This is a genomic window from Ruegeria sp. HKCCD3925, from assembly GCF_057221175.1.
The window spans coordinates 417991-433367 of record NZ_JBWVBI010000004.1; the positions used below are offsets into that span (position 1 = coordinate 417991).

General features: G+C 57.6%; 17 protein-coding genes. 5 read left to right on the forward strand and 12 right to left on the reverse strand.

All coding sequences use genetic code 11. The features are described from left to right. Positions 1-3: 3 nt before the first annotated feature. The 5 genes from AC2TEM_RS12185 to AC2TEM_RS12205 all read right to left on the reverse strand — a co-directional run bounded on the left by AC2TEM_RS12185 (position 4) and on the right by AC2TEM_RS12205 (position 3702). A complete protein-coding gene (locus AC2TEM_RS12185; protein ID WP_170420898.1) occupies positions 4-642 on the reverse strand; it encodes a glutathione S-transferase in 639 nt (212 codons plus the stop codon). 31 nt (positions 643-673) lie between these two features. Continuing rightward, complete coding sequence (locus tag AC2TEM_RS12190; protein ID WP_170391916.1) at positions 674-886, reverse strand: hypothetical protein; 213 nt, start codon at positions 884-886, stop codon at positions 674-676. 53 nt (positions 887-939) lie between these two features. Further along, positions 940-2721 carry an acyl-CoA dehydrogenase C-terminal domain-containing protein gene (locus tag AC2TEM_RS12195; RefSeq protein ID WP_170391914.1) on the reverse strand — a complete coding sequence of 594 codons (1782 nt, stop codon included), beginning with the start codon at positions 2719-2721 and terminating at the stop codon, positions 940-942. Between the two features lie 38 nt (positions 2722-2759). Further along, entirely contained in the window at positions 2760-3161 is a 402-nt protein-coding gene (locus tag AC2TEM_RS12200; RefSeq protein ID WP_039536426.1) for a MerR family transcriptional regulator, read from the reverse strand. Between the two features lie 172 nt (positions 3162-3333). Then, positions 3334-3702: a MerR family transcriptional regulator gene (locus AC2TEM_RS12205; protein ID WP_170391912.1), complete on the reverse strand. Its 369-nt coding sequence runs from the start codon at positions 3700-3702 to the stop codon at positions 3334-3336. Between the two features lie 117 nt (positions 3703-3819). Here AC2TEM_RS12205 and AC2TEM_RS12210 point away from each other — a divergent pair, with 117 nt between their 5' ends. The 3 genes from AC2TEM_RS12210 to AC2TEM_RS12220 are packed head-to-tail and all read left to right on the forward strand — an operon-like array spanning position 3820 to position 6078. Then, positions 3820-4239 (forward strand): PaaI family thioesterase, encoded by a 420-nt coding sequence (locus AC2TEM_RS12210; RefSeq protein ID WP_010438901.1) that lies wholly within the window; start codon positions 3820-3822, stop codon positions 4237-4239. A gap of 1 nt (position 4240) precedes the next feature. Then, positions 4241-4759 carry a PaaI family thioesterase gene (locus tag AC2TEM_RS12215; RefSeq protein ID WP_170391910.1) on the forward strand — a complete coding sequence of 173 codons (519 nt, stop codon included), beginning with the start codon at positions 4241-4243 and terminating at the stop codon, positions 4757-4759. 2 nt (positions 4760-4761) lie between these two features. Next, complete coding sequence (locus tag AC2TEM_RS12220) at positions 4762-6078, forward strand: MATE family efflux transporter (RefSeq protein ID WP_170420900.1); 1317 nt, start codon at positions 4762-4764, stop codon at positions 6076-6078. Here AC2TEM_RS12220 and arsC read toward each other — a convergent pair. From arsC to AC2TEM_RS12240, 4 genes are read right to left on the reverse strand one after another with little or no spacing between them, the layout of a single operon-like run. Then, positions 6075-6416 (reverse strand): arsenate reductase (glutaredoxin), encoded by a 342-nt coding sequence (gene arsC, locus AC2TEM_RS12225; RefSeq protein ID WP_170420902.1) that lies wholly within the window; start codon positions 6414-6416, stop codon positions 6075-6077. The two genes, AC2TEM_RS12220 and arsC, sit on opposite strands and share 4 nt — an antisense overlap. Beyond that, the gene (locus tag AC2TEM_RS12230) at positions 6413-7471 is read right to left on the reverse strand and encodes a quinone-dependent dihydroorotate dehydrogenase (protein ID WP_170420904.1); all 1059 of its coding nucleotides are present in this window, start codon (positions 7469-7471) and stop codon (positions 6413-6415) included. The genes arsC and AC2TEM_RS12230 overlap by 4 nt, the downstream gene beginning before the upstream one ends. Next, a complete protein-coding gene (locus AC2TEM_RS12235; protein WP_170420906.1) occupies positions 7468-7899 on the reverse strand; it encodes a DUF1330 domain-containing protein in 432 nt (143 codons plus the stop codon). The genes AC2TEM_RS12230 and AC2TEM_RS12235 overlap by 4 nt, the downstream gene beginning before the upstream one ends. Next, positions 7896-8234 carry a DUF952 domain-containing protein gene (locus AC2TEM_RS12240; RefSeq protein ID WP_170420909.1) on the reverse strand — a complete coding sequence of 113 codons (339 nt, stop codon included), beginning with the start codon at positions 8232-8234 and terminating at the stop codon, positions 7896-7898. The genes AC2TEM_RS12235 and AC2TEM_RS12240 overlap by 4 nt, the downstream gene beginning before the upstream one ends. Before the next feature lie 108 nt (positions 8235-8342). Between AC2TEM_RS12240 and AC2TEM_RS12245 the strand changes: the two genes are divergently transcribed. Continuing rightward, on the forward strand, positions 8343-9920 hold the full coding sequence (locus tag AC2TEM_RS12245) for a bifunctional metallophosphatase/5'-nucleotidase (protein WP_170420911.1): 1578 nt from the start codon (positions 8343-8345) through the stop codon (positions 9918-9920). A 52-nt stretch (positions 9921-9972) separates the two neighbouring features. On the opposite strand, the gene AC2TEM_RS12250 is transcribed toward AC2TEM_RS12245, so the two are convergent. Continuing rightward, positions 9973-11625, reverse strand: a complete 1653-nt coding sequence (locus tag AC2TEM_RS12250) for a tetratricopeptide repeat-containing sulfotransferase family protein (RefSeq protein ID WP_170420913.1) — start codon at positions 11623-11625, stop codon at positions 9973-9975. Between the two features lie 151 nt (positions 11626-11776). Here AC2TEM_RS12250 and mnmH point away from each other — a divergent pair, with 151 nt between their 5' ends. Next, the gene (gene mnmH / locus AC2TEM_RS12255) at positions 11777-12829 is read left to right on the forward strand and encodes a tRNA 2-selenouridine(34) synthase MnmH (protein WP_170420915.1); all 1053 of its coding nucleotides are present in this window, start codon (positions 11777-11779) and stop codon (positions 12827-12829) included. Here mnmH and selD read toward each other — a convergent pair. Both selD and AC2TEM_RS12265 read right to left on the reverse strand, forming a co-directional pair. After that, positions 12820-14979, reverse strand: a complete 2160-nt coding sequence (gene selD / locus AC2TEM_RS12260; RefSeq protein ID WP_480856204.1) for a selenide, water dikinase SelD — start codon at positions 14977-14979, stop codon at positions 12820-12822. The two genes, mnmH and selD, sit on opposite strands and share 10 nt — an antisense overlap. A gap of 5 nt (positions 14980-14984) precedes the next feature. After that, positions 14985-15371 carry a Na+/H+ antiporter subunit G gene (locus AC2TEM_RS12265; RefSeq protein WP_170401276.1) on the reverse strand — a complete coding sequence of 129 codons (387 nt, stop codon included), beginning with the start codon at positions 15369-15371 and terminating at the stop codon, positions 14985-14987. Between the last annotated feature and the right edge of the window lie 6 nt (positions 15372-15377).

Here is a 15377-nt window from a genome sequence, read left to right on the forward strand (position 1 = left end):
TCCTTAAGCTCGATCCGACGGGTTGCCGGGCATCAGGTCGTAGGGGTGTTTCCAACCGGGCTGTTCGCTAAGGCGCGTCAGCCAGGCATCGATGTTGGGCCAGTCGGCGCGATCAAAGCCAAATGGTTCGGGATAATAGAGGTAGCCGCAGCAGCTGATATCAGCATTGGTCACGCCGTCACCAACGATCCAGTCGCGGCCTTCAAGATGGGCGTTCAGTGTCTGATAAGCAGCCTTAAGGCGACCCTGATTGAACGCGATCACATCCGGGTTGCGGTGCTTTTCGGGCAGGAAGTTGATCAGGAAACGGGTCAGCCCGGCCATTGAGCTAAGCTTGTGATTGTCCCACAGAACCCATCGGAAAATCTCGTAGTTCTCATCACGATCCTTGCCGCCGAATTTGCCCGACTTCTCGGTGACATAGGCCTGGATTGCCCCAGACTGACTGGTGCGAAAATCGCCATCGACCAGTACGGGTGCTTCGCCCATTTCGTTCACTTCGGCCCGGAATTCAGGGGTGCGCGTTGCGCCGTTGAAAAAGTCGACAAAGACCGCCTCCCACTCCAGACCTGACATCTCAAGCGCCAGAGCGGCTTTGTAGCTGTTTCCGCTTTCACCGAAGCAATGCAGTTTGATGGTCATTTGGGCGCCCCTCCCAAGGCGTATTGCGCGTTCAGCGCTTTCTTGCGTCCAGCTCGGAGTTGAAGATGCGCAATCTGTGCGTCAGGTTCTCGTGATCAATCACGCTATTGAAATTCTCGAACAGGAACGACAAAGCCTCACCTTCATCCAATCCCGCCTCTCGCGCGAATCCGCGGAGTTTGCGATAGCCATCCTCGGTCATGGCGACGGGAAAGCGGCGGGTCAGGCGAAAGCGTTTTGGCATCTTGTCTCCTCCAAGGGTGGGTTCGGGCTACGACGCCCGAGCCCACACTGAGATCAGAAGTTCGCTGCGTCCAGCGCCATTACCGTGTCCGCTCCGGTTTGGATGCGCGCCAAATGCATGGCTGTCGCGGGCAGGCGACGGGCCATGTAGAAGCGACCGGTATTGATCTTGGTCTCGTAGAACTCTTTGTCCGAGGCGCCACCATCCAGCGCTTCGCGAGCGGCTTTCGCCATCTGAGCCCACATCAGGCCCAGGCAAACATGACCAAACATGTGCATGAAGTCATACGAACCGGACAGCGCGTTGTTAGGGTTCTTCATGCCTTCCTGCATGAAATACATGCCAGCGGCCTGCAGGTCCTTGGACGCGGCCTTCAGCGGTTCGATGAACGCTTTGTCATAAGCTTCATCCTTGCCGGCATTTTCCTTGCAGAAGGTTTTAACCATCTCAAAGAACGCCATGACATGCTTGCCGCCATCCTGCGCCAGCTTCCGGCCAACAAGATCCAACGCCTGAACGCCGTTTGCCCCTTCGTAGATCATCGCGATACGGGCGTCGCGGGTGTATTGCGACATGCCCCATTCTTCGATGTAGCCATGACCGCCATAGACCTGCTGCGCCTGAACGGTCATGTCGTAGCCTTCATCCGTCAGGAAGCCCTTGATGACCGGCGTCAGCAGCGAGATCAGCCCGTCCGCATCCTTGTCACCCGAGCGGTGCGCCTTGTCGATCATGGTCGCGCCCCACAGGATGAACGCACGTGCGCCCTCGGTGAAGCTTTTCTGATCCATCAGGTTGCGGCGGATGTCCGGGTGCACGATCAGCGGATCGGCCGGGCCATCCGGGTTCTTCACACCTGTTACGTCGCGGCCCTGCAGGCGGTCTTTGGCGTATTCGACGGCGTTTTGATACGCTGCCTCGGCCTGGGACAGGCCTTGCATGCCCACACCCAGACGCGCTTCGTTCATCATCGTGAACATGGCGCGCATGCCTTTGTGCTCGTCGCCCAGCAGCCAGCCGGTGGCCTCGTCATAGTTCATGACGCAGGTCGAATTGCCGTGGATGCCCATCTTTTCCTCGATCTTGCCGACCGAAACACCATTCCGCTCGCCCGGAGTACCGTCTTCGTTCACGATAAACTTCGGGACAATAAACAGCGACACACCTTTGATGCCCTCGGGTCCGCCTGGAATTTTGGCCAGCACCAGGTGAATGATGTTGTCGGCCATGTCGTGATCGCCCGCCGAGATAAAGATTTTCTGACCGGAAATCTTGTAGCTACCGTCGCCCTGAGGTTCCGCCTTGGTGCGCATCAGGCCCAGATCGGTACCGCAATGCGGTTCGGTCAGGTTCATGGTGCCGGTCCATTCGCAGCTGACCATGTTGGGCAGGTACGTGTTCTTTTGCTCATCCGAACCATGCGCGAGGATTGCCGAGGCTGCGCCGTGGGTCAGGCCCTGATACATCACAAACGCCTGGTTCGCGCCCGAGAACATTTCGCCCACCGCAGTACCCATCACATAAGGCATGTTCTGGCCGCCATACTCTTCCGGCATGTCGAGGCCAGTCCAGCCGCCTTCTTTCATCTGCTCGAAGGCATCTTTGAAACCTGTTGGGGTGTACACAATCCCGTTTTCCAACCGGCACCCTTCGATGTCGCCAACCACGTTCAGCGGGTGCAACACATTGGTGGCAACTTTGCCCGCTTCTTCCAGAACCGCGCCGGTAAACTCGGCCTCCAGTTCATCATAGCCGGGGATATCCGACTGCGAGACTTTCAGAACATCGTGCAGGATGAACTGCGTATCTTTGGTTGGCGCGTTATAGACGGGCATGTGAAGCTCCCTTAATTCATATGTCCGAAAGGCCGGGCTTATTCGGCGGCCTTCTTTTCCTGTTTCATCGAGGCGATAACCTTTTCGCCCCAGCGCAACTGCTCTTTCAGTTCGTCAATGGCCTGCGTCAGCTCTTCGCGGCGCGATTCCATGTCAGCAAGACGCTCGCACGCGATTTCATAAGTGCGGGACATCTGGGTCAGCTGCTGGTCACCCACGTGGTACAGGTCCAGAAGCTGGCGGATCTCTTCGAGGCTGAAGCCAAAGCGCTTGCCGCGCAGGATCAGTTTCAGGCGTGCACGATCCCGTTTGGTGAACAAGCGCTTTTGGCCCTCGCGGATCGGAAACAAAAGCTCTTTGGCCTCGTAGAACCGCAATGTGCGGGGCGTGACATCATATGTCTCGCACATTTCACGGATGGTCAGCAGATCTTCGGTCATGGTTCAAACTCTCATCACTGGCGTCATGCAATCTGAGTTGCGCAGTCGATGAGCGTTTTACAACACACAAGTGACGTTTACGTAATGCGGACGCTGCGTCACAAAATAGTTGACGTAACATCCAGTCGCGTAAGCAGGGGTTTCGGCAATTTTCTTGCCGTAGGGGAAGGAGCTATTTCAGCAGGCCGACGGTCTGATCGCGCAATTGCTGAAGCGCATCCATTGCTTCATCCAACTGCGCGCGCTGCTGGCGCAGCTCTTCCATTTGACGATCGGCCATCTCGATAAAGGTCGCCATCTGCGCCTGATTGCCCTGATCTTCGTAGATCAGCAGCCACTGGCGAATCTCTTCCAATGGAAATCCAAACTTTCGACCACGCATGATCAGTTTCATCCGGGCGCATTCACGAGGCCCGTAAAACCGCGATCTGCCTTCACGATCAGGCTGCAGCAATTCGATGTATTCGTAATAGCGCAGGGTGCGTGGGGTCACGTCGAACTCGGCGCACATTTCTTTGAATGACAAACGGGTGTCGGACATTCCGGGTCTCCTTGGCAGCAACCTAGGGCGTCGTTGCGGCAAGCGCAACAGGTGGGCTTGCCCTTGGTGTAAACGCAGGCCCATAAAGGGGCAGGTACAAGGACAGGACCCAACCCCATGGTCGATAAGACAGTTTTAGCGCGCCAGTTCATCGAGGCGATTCCGCACGCCAAGGCCTTGGGGCTTGATCTGACCCACATCGGAGAGGGCGAGGCTGAAATCTCGATGCCCTATAACGAGCAACTGATCGGCGATCCTCGGACTGGCGTGATCCATGGCGGGGCTGTGTCGGCCATGCTGGATACCTGTTGCGGTGCCGCAGTGATGAGCCACCCCTCAGCCCCGGGAGGAACCGCCACCATCGATCTGCGTATTGATTACATGCGGGCCGCAACGCCGGGTCAAAGTATCCGGACCCGCGCGACCTGCTATCACATCACGCGCAACGTGGCTTTTGTGCGGGCGACGGCGACGGATGATGACAGCGACCGTCCCGTTGCCACCGCTTCAGGTGCCTTCACCGTGGAGGGTCGCTAAGATGGCAAGACCTCGCCCAGAACCTATGCAGGTGGTCAAGCAACGCCGTGATGCCGCATTGACCGCGCTGGTCGAAGGTGTGCCGTATATTCGGTTCCTTAACATAACATTCGACCGGCGGGGGGACGAACTGACAGGCGTTCTGAATTTCGATGAGAAGTTGATCGGTAATCCTTTTCTACCCGCTATCCACGGTGGGGTGACAGCGGCGTTTCTGGAAGTCACTGCCGTAATCACGCTGAGTTGGGAACATATGTTTCCCAGGATTGAAAGCGGTGAGATCGGTGCGGAGGACATCCTGACTGACGTGAATATCCGCTTTCCCAAAACCATCGACTTCACGGTCGACTACCTGCGGTCGGGCCTGCCGCGAGACGCCTATGCGCGCGCTTTCATCAACCGCTCGGGTCGACGTTATGCCTCTGTCCGGGTCGAAGCCTGGCAAGACAATCACGCCAAACTCTTTGCGCAAGGTACGGGGCACTTCCTGATGCCGCAATCTCCGACATCGAAAGACTAAGGATGGAGGACGCCTCAGCGCCCATTACCCATCGGCGCGTTTTGAAAATCGCGTTGCCGATCGTGCTGTCGAACGCGACCGTACCGATCCTCGGGGCAGTGGATACCGGCGTTGTCGGTCAGATGGGGCAGGCCGCCCCCATCGGGGCTGTGGGCATGGGTGCGGTGATCCTGTCTGCGATCTACTGGATTTTCGGCTTTCTGCGGATGGGCACCACCGGGCTGGCGGCACAGGCGCGCGGTGCAGGTGACACTGCAGAAACCGGAGCGTTGCTCATGCGAGGCTTGCTGCTGGGCGGAACAGCAGGATTGGTCTTCATTGCCGGGCAGGTTTGGGTATTCCTTGGAGCTTTTGCACTGTCGCCCGCCAGCGCCGAAGTCGAGTCTCTGACGCGCGCCTATCTGGAGATTCGCATCTGGGGCGCTCCGGCCACGATTGCCCTTTATGCGGTGACAGGCTGGCTGATCGCAGTCGAACGCACGCGAGGTGTATTCATCCTGCAGATATGGATGAATGGGCTGAATATAGCGCTGGATCTATGGTTTGTGCTTGGCCTGGGCTGGGGTGTCGAGGGCGTTGCCATCGCGACACTGATTGCCGAGTGGACGGGTCTTGCCCTGGGTTTGTGGCTTTGTGGTGATGCGTTTGGCGGCAAGCAATGGCGGGATTGGCCGCGTATTTTTGATGCCGCACGGCTGCGCCGGATGATGCAGGTGAATGGCGATATCATGGTGCGCTCGGTTCTGTTGACCGGAGCATTCACCACGTTTTTGTTTGTCGGTTCCGATCTGGGCGACGTGAATTTGGCGGCCAATCAGGTGTTATTGCAGTTTCTCGAAATCACCGCATTCGCTTTGGACGGATTTGCTTTCTCGGCTGAAGCTCTTGTCGGAGGAGCCGTCGGTGCTCGCGACCGCCGGAAGGTCCGGCGCGCGTCGGTCATGGCTTCGCAATGGGGCGTTGGCGGGGCCATCGGGCTTGGGCTGGTGTTTTACCTGGCAGGGCCTGCGCTGATCGATCTGATGTCGACATCGCCTGAAGTTCGTATGACGGCACGCGAGTATCTGCTCTGGGCTGCTCTGGCACCGATCATCGGAGTGGCAAGCTGGATGTTCGACGGTATCTATATCGGCGCCACCTGGACCCGCGATATGCGCAACGCGATGATCCAGTCAGTCGCGCTGTACGTGGTTGCGTTGTTCGTGCTGGTGCCAACGATGGGCAATCATGGGCTTTGGGCCGCGCTGATGGTGTTGAACATCGCACGGGGCCTTACGCTTGGTTGGCGCTATCCGCGACTTGAGGCACAGATCGCCTAAAGCAAGTCCAGCAGGTTCTCGGGTGGGCGTCCGATAGCGGCTTTGTCGCCCGCGATGGCCAGCGGACGCTCGATCAGGATCGGGTGTTCGGCCATGGCCTGAACAAGCTCCTCATCGGGCGAGGTCTTGGCCAGGCCAAGCTCTTTGAACGTTTTCTCTCCGGTGCGCATCATGCTGATCGCCGGGATATTCAGTTTGGCCAGAACCGTCCGGATTTCATCGGCCGAGGGCGCGTCTTCGAGGTATTTGCGCACCTCAGGATCTGCGCCGTTTTCCTGCAGCAACGCCAACCCCGCGCGGGACTTGGAACAGCGCGGATTGTGCCAGTATTCGATCATAGCCAGTCCTCTCGTTTGCTGCCCACCGCGTGCGCGACCGAATCGAAGCCGTCGCGCTCCAGCAGCGTGTCCAACCCCTGTGCGATGTCAGCGGCCAGGGAAATCCCGCCATAGACCATCGCCGTGTAGAACTGCACTGCGGACGCTCCGGCGCAGATCTTGGCATAGGCCTGTTCTGCCGTACTGATGCCGCCGACCCCGATCAGCGGGATATCTGCGCCTGTCAACTGGCTGAGCTGCGCCAGCACCCGCGTCGATTTCTCGAATAACGGCGCGCCGGACAGGCCTCCGGCCTGATCCTTGTGCGCACTGCGCAGGCCATCGCGCGACAGTGTGGTGTTGGTGGCGATCACCGCGTCCACGCCGGTTTCACGGGCGACAGCGGCGATATCCTGCAATTCGTGCTCAGTTAGATCCGGGGCGATCTTCAGGAAGATCGGGATCGGGCGGGGCAGGGCGTTTCGGGTTTCGATCACACCGCTCAGCAACGCAGTTAGCGCCGCTTTGCCCTGTAAATCTCGCAGCTTTTCGGTGTTGGGTGAAGACACGTTGACGGTGGCAAAGTCCAAATGCGCAGCGCAATGGGCAAGCACTTTGGCGAAGTCTCTGGGGCGATCATCACTGTCTTTGTTGGCCCCGAGGTTCAGACCGATCACCGCGTCCTTGGGACGCTGCGCAAGACGCGTGGCCATGACTTCCATACCTTCATTGTTGAAGCCAAAGCGGTTGATCGCCGCGTGGTCTTCGGTCAGGCGGAAGAGGCGCGGTTTAGGGTTGCCTGGCTGTGGGCGGGGTGTCACCGCACCCACTTCGATAAACCCGAATCCGGCGCGCGAGAGCGGGGCCAGCGCCTCGCCATTCTTATCAAACCCCGCAGCCAGTCCGACGGGGTTGGGCAAATCCAGACCCGCGACTCGGGTCTTCAGCCGGTCCGATGTGACCGGCCCAGGCGTCGGTGCAAGCCCCGAGGTCAGGGCCTTGATCGAAAGCCCATGCGCGGTTTCCGGGTCAAGACGGTGCAGCGCAGCGAGCCCAAGTTTTTCGGTCAGTTTCATCCGAAGGAATCTCCACCCTCTGTCGGCGCGCAACGTATCAGGCGCGAGGTTTCAACGGCGGCCTGCCGGTGTATCACCGCGGCGCGATAGGCAGGGTCGGTCACCATCTCAAGAAATGCGTGGGCGGTGGGGTAGCGGGCGATGAACACAGCATCCCAAGCCTCATTTTGTGGACCGATCAGCATAGTCTGAAATGCGCCGCGCCAAAGGATCGACGCTCCTATGCGGGCGACGATAGGCGCGGTTTCAGACCCGTATTTGCCATAGGCCTGTGCGCCGGTCAGATGTGCGCCGGCCAGTGCGTGATCTGACGGATACTGAGCTGTTTCGCGAAACTTCACCAGATTGAGCATCTCGATAGGATGGTCTCGATCGAGGGCCTTAAACGCCTCGAACTGTTCGCGTTCGGGATCGATGAAGCGTGTCATTCCATCTCCTGCGGGAACTGGTGCGCCTGACCGTCAAAGGGCAGTTCGCGTGACCAGACCACATCCGACATTTGAATCTGGCGGTAGAGATGGGGGAACAATGCGCCACCACGCGAAACCTCCCATTTCAGATCATCGCCCATTGCTTGGCTATCACAGGCCAAGAGGGTTAGGCCCTCGACCCCGGCAAAGTGCTTGGCAGCGGTTTCAGCGGCCTGTTCTGCGGTTGAGAAATGAACATATCCATCCGAAACATCAATCGGTGCACCATCCGAAGCCCCTTGTGCTTGCAGGTTTGCCCATTCATCGGCGCGGAAGATCTTGTAAATCAGCATGAAGTCCTGATGCCCCGCGCGACGGGTAGAATCAAGCCGGATTTCCCCCTTTGACTCTTCGCCACGCAACGCGCACCATCGCGCAAAACAATCATAGGGAGTTTCACGATGTTCACCCGTTTTCTGGCTTCGGCTGCGGTATTGGGGCTAAGCGCCGGTATGGCGGCTGCCGAATACAAGCTTACGATTCTGCATACAAACGATTTCCACTCGCGCTTTGAGCCGATCAACAAGTACGACAGCGCCTGTGGCGACGAAGACAATGCCGAAGGCAAGTGCTTTGGTGGATCGGCGCGCCTTGTGACGGCAGTCGAAGAGGCCCGCGGACGGGCCGATAACTCGATCCTCGTTGATGGGGGCGACCAGTTCCAAGGCTCGCTGTTCTATACCTACTACAAGGGTAAGGTTGCGGCTGAGTTCATGAACAAGCTGGGCTATGACGCCATGACTGTGGGCAACCATGAATTCGACGATGGCCCTGAGGTGCTGCGCGGCTTCATCGACTCGGTCGATTTCCCGGTGCTGATGTCCAACGCCGATTATGCGGATGAGGAACTGCTGACCGACAAGATCAAGAAATCGGCTGTGATCGAAGTGGGCGGCGAAAAGATCGGTCTGATCGGACTGACGCCGGAAGACACGCACGATATCGCGTCACCCGGTCCAAACATCACCTTCTCTGATCCAGTTCCTGCCGTTCAGGCTGAGGTCGACAAGCTGACCGGCGAAGGTGTGAACAAGATCATCGTTCTCAGCCACTCAGGCTATGTCGTCGATCAGCGCGTGGCGCAGGAGACCACGGGCGTTGACGTGATCGTGGGTGGGCATTCGAACACATATCTTTCGAACACATCCGACAAGGCCGCCGGACCGTACCCTACCGTCGTAAACGGGGTGCAGATCGTTCAGGCCTATGCCTATGGCAAGTTTCTGGGTGAATTGAATGTGACATTCGATGATGACGGAAATGTTGTATCCGCTGAGGGTGAACCGCTGATCATGGACAATGCGGTGACCGAGGATCAGGCCGCGCTGGACCGCATCGCCGAGCTGGCCGTTCCGCTGGATGAAATTCGCAACAAGGTTGTCGCGGAAGCGTCAGCTTCGATTGAAGGCGACCGTTCCGTTTGTCGCGTGCAGGAATGTGAAATGGGCAATCTTGTTGCGGATGCCATGTTGGCGCGGGTTGCCGATCAGGGCGCCCAGATTGCGATTGCGAACTCGGGTGGGCTGCGCGCCTCGATCGATCCGGGTGAGGTGACCATGGGTGAGGTGCTGACAGTACTGCCGTTCCAGAACACGCTCTCGACCTTCGAGATCAGCGGTCAGGGCGTGATCGATGCGCTTGAAAATGGGGTGAGCCAAGTTGAAGAGGTCAAAGGCCGCTTCCCTCAGGTGGCAGGAATGACATTTACCTGGGATCCATCGGTTGCCCCGAATGAGGGCCGGATTGTTGAGGTCATGGTCGCCAAGGATGGCGGTTTCGAAGCTATCGATCCCGCGGCGACATATCTGGTGGTGACAAACAACTATGTCCGCAATGGCGGCGATGGTTATTCTGTGTTCTCGGGTGATGACAAGAACGCCTATGATTTCGGGCCTGATCTGGCGGATGTTACGGCGGAATATCTGGCCGAGAACGCCCCGTATCAGCCTTATCTGGACGGGCGTATCAAACAGAAGTGATGTGACCGGAGAAGCAAAAAAAAGGCCGTCTCTCGGGGCGGCCTTTTTTTGGTCAATCGAACCTGTATTCGGGCCACAACGCCTGATCCAGCCCATCCAACATCGGCTGAATTTGATCCGCAACCTCTTGCCAGCCACCAATTGACCCGGTTGAGATTTTCTTGCGCACCTGATCGGTGCTGGCGGTGCGGACTTTCCTGGTATTTTTCTCAGGGGTCATCATCCGCTCATCCCAGTCGATACCGCAGAAGGCGGCGACTTGCTGGATACAGGTTTTGGGGTCGACTACCAGGTCCTCATATCGAACCGTTAGAATACGATCACCGAACAGCTTTTCCCAATGAGAAAGATAGCACCGGTACAGGTTGGCTGAGTGGGCAATCGATTCAAGATTGGATGCATAGCGCATACCCGGTGAGTGAAAACGCCTGATCCATTTTGATAGCCCCACATCCCTTGGATCGCGCAACATGTTGATCACGCGGGCATTCGGGAACGCTGACATTATGAAGCCGAGCCGCTGATAGTTATGTGGCATCTTGTCAACGAATGCAGTCGAACTTTCGGGTAAGGGTGGCATCAGCCTGCGAAACTCTGCTGCACATTCAGCAGCTGCGTCTGCGTCAAATGGTTTGCCGCTCTCTCTGACCTTCTGGGATAATTCACCTGCAATCGTCAGCTCTCCGCAGCCGGCGATATCCGGTGCCGAACTAAGCATCATTTCCATCAGTGTTGTGCCTGATCGTGGCTGTCCGACCACGAATATCGGCTTGGGCCCATCGCTTACGCCTGCAGTCGCAGGGGGTGCATTCAGGGGAAAAAACGTGCTGATTTCTTTGAACCGTTTCTCTTCTTGCGTACTGTCATAGGGATTCACGTTGTGTTGAATGGCATTGGCCCGCGCAAAGTGGGGGAGCGCCGAGAACAGCCCATCACGTTTGGAGATCAAGTGCGCCTTTGCGAATTCAAGCACCGAGTTGGCGTGATCACTTTCTGAAATTGCGGTGTCGACAGCACGCGCAAGGCTCTCGGCATGGTCATTGTCCACCATTAGAGACATTTGGTAGAGTGCCGCCGCGCAAAACTTGTTTCTCTCGAGTACAGCGCGCAAAATGGTTTTTGAGCCCTCTTTGTCGCCCGTTTGATACAAGTCTACGGCTTTCGACAATGCGATTTTTTCATTTTCAGGTGCGATCCCATAAGCGCGGGCAATGTCCTGAGAGCTGTGATCGGAGAACCCGACCTCTCCGTAGGCGCGGGCCCGCAACCAAAGCAAATCTGCATTGTCAGGGTCTTTTTCCAGTTTTTTCGTCGTATGGTCGATGATCAGGCGCCAATTCTGTCCCTTGAGTTGTATTTCATCAATGACGCGGACCAGTTCTTTGTTATTCGGGAAGCGTTCAAGTTTCTGCTCGGCATAAGACAGCGCACGCGGAATTTGACCTGTCTGCATTAACGCGTTGGCGAGGTTTTCGACAAATTGAGCATCGTCCGGTTTCATTCGCGATGCTTCAGCAAAGTGTGGAATGGATTGCTTGTACCGCTTCATCTCGGTCAGGACAAAGCCTGCGATTGCTTGGTAATCGGCATCCTTGGGGTGTTTCTTGATGCCAAGCTGCGCTTTTTTCAAGGCCTGCGGCAACTTCCCTGTCTCCAGATCGGCCAATGCTTTGCTCTTGAGGGAATTTGCGGTCTGCTGTGCCATTTGTGCGCACGTCCCATGCCAATAAGAAACCAGTATCGATGGTTCATTACCCAAGCGAAGATGGTTTGCAATGGCTGTTCCGTATTATGGTCTGGTACCTTCAACAGCGGCTTGGGTTTTCTTCCGGCACCATGCGGGATAGACCGTTGATATGGTTTTGAAAGTCTCCAGCCTGCAGCAATTCTACAACCACACGTTTGATACGATTATCGACGTGCGTAGCCCGGCTGAGTTCGCCGAAGACCATATGCCGGGCGCTATCAATCTGCCGGTTCTGAACAATGAAGAACGGGCACGGGTCGGTACTATCTACGTCCAGCAAAGCCCGTTTCTGGCCCGCAAGCTGGGTGCTGCGCTGGTGTTTCGCAACGCGGCAGGCCATATCGAGGATCACCTGAGCCATCATGAGGGCGACTGGAAACCGCTGGTCTATTGCTGGCGTGGCGGGCAGCGATCAGGATCATTTACCTGGATGTTGCAACAAATCGGCTGGCGCGCCGAGGTGGTTGAAGGCGGCTATCGCAGCTATCGCCGACTGGTAAAGCAGTTCCTCTATGATGAAGTGTTGCCATATCGATTGGTCGCGCTGGATGGTTATACCGGGACGGCCAAGACAGACCTGTTGGGCCATCTAAAGGCGCAAGGCGCGCAAGTGCTGGACCTTGAAGGGCTGGCCAATCACCGAGGCTCATTGTTGGGCGAAATGCCGGGTGGGCAACCCAGTCAGAAAGCCTTCGAATCCGCGCTCGCCGCTTCCTTGGGCGAGCTGGATGCAGCGCGTCCGGTGGTTGTTGAAGCAGAATCATCCAAGATCGGAAACCTGATCCTCCCGCCCAGCCTGTGGTCGGCCTTGTGTTCTGCACCTCGCATCCAGATCACAGCACCGATTGCTGCGCGCACCGCGTATCTGGTGTCTGCCTACGATGACATTCTGTCGGATAGCGAACGGCTACGTGATCGATTGTCTCCACTGCGCATTCATCGCGGTCATGAGGTTGTGGATGGTTGGCTGGAATTGATCAATGCCGGCGACAAGCGTGGACTGACACAGGCATTGATGGAACAGCATTACGACCCGGCCTATGCCAAATCGCGTAAGGCGCAGCGTGCCGAAGTGATCGCGCAGATTGAGGCACCGTCACTTGATGATACCGGGCTGTCGGCGACGGTGGCTCGGATTAAGAATGTTCTGGATCAGCTTTGAACACGCAGGCCCGTTGTCGCGTCGATGTGACCAATCAGGGCGGCAGGGTAACCGGCGGCGCGTAGTTCCGAGCATACTTGCTCGGCTTCGTTGGCATCGACGGCCGCCAAGAGACCTCCCGCAGTCTGAGGATCGAATAACAAATCCGCCTTGCCGCCGGTCGGAAGGCCTGGGGCGATGGCACGGTTGTCGGTGTAGATTGTAGATCGAATGCCCTGATCACTGAGCTCTGCCGCACCTTCCAGAGCTGGAATCGCGTCCAAAGACAGCGTTGCCCCGCAGCCTGACGCTTCGCATACCCCTTGCAGGTGACCCGCCAGACCAAAACCGGTGACATCCGTCATCGCATGGGCATTTTTCAGGATGCGGGACGCCTCACCCTGCGGCTGTATCATTTGCGCGAAAGCTGCCGCGACCCAGGCGCCTTCCGCCTTGCCCGCCATTTCGGCCGCCATCAAAACACCGCTGCCCAACGGCTTTGTCAGGATCAAAGCGTCATTAGGTTTTGCGCCACCCAGCGTGATCGGTTCAGCATCACAGAGCCCGGTCAGAGTGAACCCGATGGTCATTTCGTCACCCATTGAGCTATGGCCGCCAACGATCTCAGCCCCGGCTTGGTGCATGACGTCGCTGGCAATATGCATGATCTCAGCCATTGTGCGCTGCTGCAACTCAGCTGACATGCGCGGCAGGATGATCGTTGCTGTCGCAGCCTGCGGACGAGCGCCCATTGCCCAGATATCACCAAGCGCGTGGACAGCGGCGATACGCGTCATCAAGGCGGGATCGTTGGTGAAGCTGCGTAAGTGATCCGATGTCATAACCTGTCGCGTGCCACCGGTTAGCAGCACCGCCGCATCGTCACCGGGCAGGGGTGTAATGTCGGGCCTGTCGAGCTGCGGCAACTCCTGCAATGCGGCCTGCAAAGCGCCTCGACCCACCTTTGCACCACACCCGCCGCACATTGGTTTTTCTCCCAACGCCTCTTGCAGCCCTGCTGCGTGATGACGGGGCAATGCGGTGGTGGGCATTTGGGGCAGTTCACGGAACCGGTACATGAACTTCTGATCGATATGGTTTTTCCATTGCCACATGAGCGGCCCGCTGAATGATGTTCCCAATCGCTCGGCCAGTGCGGATTTTCCACCCAGAGAGATGAGTTTCAGGTAATCCTTCTGCGGCACGTAACGCCGCATATTCCCAGACCCTAGCGCGGCGCGCAAATTGTCATACAATATTGGTGCCTCGCGCACTGCGTAGACCCCTGCCTTGGGGCGCGGGTTCTCGGACAGATGGGCGCAATCTCCCGCGGCGAAAATCGCCGGATCGCTGGATTGCAGGGAAGCGTTCACTTTGATGAAACCGTCATGCAGCGCGAGGCCGGTATTGGATATCCACTCATAGGGCCGCGCGCCTGCAGCACCGGTGATGAAATCGGCTGGTATCTGGCGACCGTCCGTTAGCTCGATTTCGCCCGCAGAAATCTTCTGGATTGATGTGTTTTCCAGAACTTCGATCCCCAGTTGCGCCATCGCCTGCCGGATGGTGGCGGATGCCTTCGGGACAGTCGCTGTCAGGGCCGTTGCACTGTCGATCAAAGTAACCTGCGCTTCACGTCCTTTGGAACGCAGTGCATGGGCCATCGCCATGACTAGCTCTACTCCCGCAACGCCACCACCGAGCACGGCGACCGAGGCGCGGCCCGTCCCTGAAAGATAGCTTTTCCATTGCGCGGCGAAGAGGCCGAGCGGCTTGGCCGGAACGGCATGCTCGGCGAATCCCGGCAATGCTGGCATATCCGAGGTGATCCCGACATTGACCGAGGCCACATCAAACGCCACCGGCGGGCGTCCGGGCACATGGATTTGGCGTGTGTCCGGGTCGATACCTTCAACTGCGCCCAGTATCACCCGCGCACCGGCAAAGCGGGCCAGACGCACCAAATCAATATCAAGCTCCCACCGCTGATAGTGACCAGCGACAAATCCTGGCAACATGCCCGAATAGGGTGCGGTGGGACCGGGGTTTATCACCGTAACCCGCGCGCCGGACAGTGGTTTCATACCCCATTTGCGCAGCAGTAGCGCGTGCGTGTGTCCTCCGCCTATCAGAACCAGATCGCGGGTTAGGGGCAGCAGAGGTTTGTGCATAGGTCTCAGTTCGTACTGTGGTCCGGGACGTCCTCGACCTGTTCGACCGCGTGGGTGGCCCAAAGCTCATCCTCGCCTGCGTCTGGTAGATCACTGGGTTTTTCATGGCGATGAATGTGCCATTTGGCAATGAACAGGGCCGTGATCGGGGCCGTCAGGAACAGAAAGAGCGTGATCAACAACTCGTGCATCGACAGTTTGCCCTCAAGCAAAACCGAATGCGCGATCGAGGCCAGTAGGACGCCGCCCACGCCCAGCGTAGTTGCCTTGGTGGGTGCGTGCAGGCGGGACATGGGGTCTTTCAGCTTGATCATGCCGAATGATCCGACAAAGCCGAAAATGCCCGATACGATCAGGAAGAATGCGATGAGCAGTTCGAAGATAAAGGTCATGCCACG

What these genes read in the sequence shown, in the direction of transcription:
- AC2TEM_RS12185 (WP_170420898.1), bottom strand. Translation starts at nt 642, where the DNA reads ATGACCATCAAACTGCATTGCTTCGGTGAAAGCGGAAACAGCTACAAA.
- AC2TEM_RS12190 (WP_170391916.1), bottom strand. Translation starts at nt 886, where the DNA reads ATGCCAAAACGCTTTCGCCTGACCCGCCGCTTTCCCGTCGCCATGACC.
- AC2TEM_RS12195 (WP_170391914.1), bottom strand. Translation starts at nt 2,721, where the DNA reads ATGCCCGTCTATAACGCGCCAACCAAAGATACGCAGTTCATCCTGCAC.
- AC2TEM_RS12200 (WP_039536426.1), bottom strand. Translation starts at nt 3,161, where the DNA reads ATGACCGAAGATCTGCTGACCATCCGTGAAATGTGCGAGACATATGAT.
- AC2TEM_RS12205 (WP_170391912.1), bottom strand. Translation starts at nt 3,702, where the DNA reads ATGTCCGACACCCGTTTGTCATTCAAAGAAATGTGCGCCGAGTTCGAC.
- AC2TEM_RS12210 (WP_010438901.1), top strand. Translation starts at nt 3,820, where the DNA reads ATGGTCGATAAGACAGTTTTAGCGCGCCAGTTCATCGAGGCGATTCCG.
- AC2TEM_RS12215 (WP_170391910.1), top strand. Translation starts at nt 4,241, where the DNA reads ATGGCAAGACCTCGCCCAGAACCTATGCAGGTGGTCAAGCAACGCCGT.
- AC2TEM_RS12220 (WP_170420900.1), top strand. Translation starts at nt 4,762, where the DNA reads ATGGAGGACGCCTCAGCGCCCATTACCCATCGGCGCGTTTTGAAAATC.
- arsC (WP_170420902.1), bottom strand. Translation starts at nt 6,416, where the DNA reads ATGATCGAATACTGGCACAATCCGCGCTGTTCCAAGTCCCGCGCGGGG.
- AC2TEM_RS12230 (WP_170420904.1), bottom strand. Translation starts at nt 7,471, where the DNA reads ATGAAACTGACCGAAAAACTTGGGCTCGCTGCGCTGCACCGTCTTGAC.
- AC2TEM_RS12235 (WP_170420906.1), bottom strand. Translation starts at nt 7,899, where the DNA reads ATGACACGCTTCATCGATCCCGAACGCGAACAGTTCGAGGCGTTTAAG.
- AC2TEM_RS12240 (WP_170420909.1), bottom strand. Translation starts at nt 8,234, where the DNA reads ATGCTGATTTACAAGATCTTCCGCGCCGATGAATGGGCAAACCTGCAA.
- AC2TEM_RS12245 (WP_170420911.1), top strand. Translation starts at nt 8,343, where the DNA reads ATGTTCACCCGTTTTCTGGCTTCGGCTGCGGTATTGGGGCTAAGCGCC.
- AC2TEM_RS12250 (WP_170420913.1), bottom strand. Translation starts at nt 11,625, where the DNA reads ATGGCACAGCAGACCGCAAATTCCCTCAAGAGCAAAGCATTGGCCGAT.
- mnmH (WP_170420915.1), top strand. Translation starts at nt 11,777, where the DNA reads ATGGTTTTGAAAGTCTCCAGCCTGCAGCAATTCTACAACCACACGTTT.
- selD (WP_480856204.1), bottom strand. Translation starts at nt 14,979, where the DNA reads ATGCACAAACCTCTGCTGCCCCTAACCCGCGATCTGGTTCTGATAGGC.
- AC2TEM_RS12265 (WP_170401276.1), bottom strand. Translation starts at nt 15,371, where the DNA reads ATGACCTTTATCTTCGAACTGCTCATCGCATTCTTCCTGATCGTATCG.